At 69.4% G+C, this 2696-nt stretch carries 1 protein-coding gene; it reads right to left on the bottom strand.

The annotated features are described in order from the left end of the window. A partial coding sequence (locus WAZ62_RS15030; protein WP_422644350.1) for a hypothetical protein occupies window positions 1-2696 on the bottom strand: 2696 nt, incomplete at both ends.

The raw sequence follows: 2696 nt of genomic DNA, 5'->3' as shown, positions 1-2696 counted from the left end.
GCACCGACGCGGAGGGTGCGGAGGGCGCCGTCCAGGCCGTTGTCGTTGATTGCTTCGAGCAGCGGTCGGGTCGCGGGTGTCACCTGGCTCGCGCGGGTCACCCATTCGCCCCCGGCGAGCGCGATGGTGCCGCCGCCGGCATAGCGCGCCAGCACGCTGTCCTTGTTCCAGACGCCATTGCCGACCATGCCGCCGGCTTCGAGGGCCTGGCTTGGCGCGACGAAGGGATTACGGGCCGTCTCGATCGCCTCGGCCAGGGCCTTCATGCCGGCGCTGGGCGAGCTGAAATCCACCTTGCGTAGAGCGGAGAGCGAGGCGGCGTCGAGCCCGCCCATGGTCTCGTCCAGGCTGGACAGATAGGTCGCCTGGGCCGCCGCGAGGCCGTTGGGATCGTCGATCAGCTTGGTGGTGTAGCCGCCGCCCGGCTTATACATGATCAGGCGGATGCCATAGCTGTCGCCCGATGCGACGCCGCGCGAGCGCATCGTCAGCTTGAACCCGGGCAGCGCGCCGCCGACGAGATCCTGCACCTGACGGCCGAGATCGGCGAGGATACCGGCGAGGGCCTCGACACGAGGGACGTTGGTCTCCGACCCGATGGCGGTGTCCTTGACCACGGCGGACAGGCTGTCGGAGCCGGCATCATAGGTCTGCGAGACCGCCCGCAGGTGCGAGCCGTCGTCGACCGCCTTGGCGAGGCCCGTGCCGCGCGCCGTGACCGAGGCCGCCGCATTGCTGGCGGTGTCGCCCACCGCCGAGACCTTGGCGTCATAGGCGGCCCGCGCGGCCGCGACCCGGGCCGCCTGGGCCTTGGCGGCCGCCTCGGCATCGAGCGCGGCTTGCTGTTCCGCTGTCGTTTGCAAGAAACTCGACAGCAGGCCCGCCAAGGTCTGGTTACCGCCAACCACCGCCGCGATCAGGCTCGACAGGCTGGCCGTGCCACCCTCTTGCCCGGCGTTGCCGACGCCCAGCAAGCCGGAGATCCGCTGCAGCTCGGCCTGCTGACGCTTGAGCAGCTCTGCGTTGGGACCTTCCGGGGCGGTCAGATTATCGACCATCTCTTGCAGCAGCTCGGCTTGGCGGTCGAGCAGATCAGCCTGGCGATCGGCCTTGTCCCCCAGATGGTCGCCGGAGGTTCCGGCCTGGTCGAGCAGGCGCTGCACCCAATCGAAATCCCGGCCATAGACCTGGGCATCGCCGTTGTAAGCCCGGCTCTGATCGAGGAAGGATTTGGCCAGCTCGGGCAGCGCCGCGAGGGCATCGACATCGCCGGCCTTGGCGGCGGCGGCGGTCTCGGTGAGCGCCGTCCGCCGCTCCGCCAGGATCTGGGCAGGCGACAGATTGGACAGGCTGGAGCCGCGCAGATCCGCGATCGCCTCAGTCACGCTTTCGGCGGCCGCGTGCCAGGCCTCGGCGCTGCGGCGCGCCGCCGTCGACGCCTGATTGGCGGCGGCGATCTGACTGTCGATCTCGGACAGGATGCGGCCCATGGTCAGGCCGATGGTCGCCGCCATGCTGCCGCTCGCCGCCACGATCTCGGCGATGCCGGCGAGCTGGGCGTCTGTCGCCTTGCGGGTCGCGGCCGCGATCTCAAGCGCCGACAGGCGGGCGATCTTGGCGCTGTCGAGGCCGAGGGCAGCGGCATCCTTCTGACGCTCCACTTGCTGGTCGAGCAGGTCCTGCACCTGGTCATAGATGCCGAAGCCCGAGGCCGAGTTGATGGCCCGGTCCAGATCCGCCTCGAAAGCATCCCGAATCGCTTCGAGGCTCTTTTTATAGCCGGCGGCGACCTCGGCCGAGGTCAGCCCCAACTCCGAAGCCCGCTCCTTGAGGACCTTGAACTGCTCATCGAGGGCGGCAAGCGCGGCCTCGGTCTCGCTCACATCCGCCGCGCTGTCCTTGAGCCCGACCATGGTCAGGGCGAAGGCCCGGATCGCCTCGTCGGCGCCGGTCAGGCCGATGGTCTCGGCGTCTTCGCGGAACTTGCCCAAGGCGTCGATCTGATCCTCGATCGCGGTTCGGGCGGACTTGCGCGCCTCGTTTTCGAGGCCGATGCCCTCGGTCAGGGCGGTGACCGTCTCCCTGTAACTCCCCGCGAAATCCAGCAGGCGGAGGGCTTCGTCCACATCTTTCGAGAAATCGACGGTGTCGAGGGCCTTGCGGACCTCCTCCGGCAGCTTGTCCGCGTAGAGCGAGCCGATCTTGGCGAGGGACTGGGCGATGATCGACTTGACGCCCTCTTCGTCGGACGACGCGCGATATTCGCCGACCAGCTGCCCATCCTGGCGCAGGAAGGCACGGGAGCCGTCGCGACTGCCCACGGAGATCGACGCCGAGATGCTGGACAGGTCGACGTAGTCGCCGTAGGCCGCCTGGGCGGCGTCGCGCAGCGCGTCGACGGAGCTCGTTGCCGCCGCGCGGTTTTCGGCCGAGTATTTCTCCCCCTGCAGGCCACCGACCTGCGGAGATCCGGTCGACGTGAAATCCGACACGGTGCCCGTGCCGGTCTTGTCCGAAGGCTTGTCGTTGAGGAGGCCGCCCAGCAGCCCCGCGAGACCGCCAACCGCCGCGCCGATGGGGCCGCCCAGCATGAAGCCGATGCCGGCCCCGGCCAGCGCGCCGCCGCCGGCACTCAACGCCTTGTTGCCTGGGGCGAAGCTGGCGATGAGCTGGGACACACCGAAGCCGGCACCGGC

This window comes from Zavarzinia sp. (assembly GCF_049306435.1).
Classification (GTDB): Bacteria; Pseudomonadota; Alphaproteobacteria; order Zavarziniales; family Zavarziniaceae; genus Zavarzinia.
The sequence above is the reverse complement of the archived record's forward strand: the minus strand, read 5'-3'. Positions and strand labels throughout refer to the sequence as shown.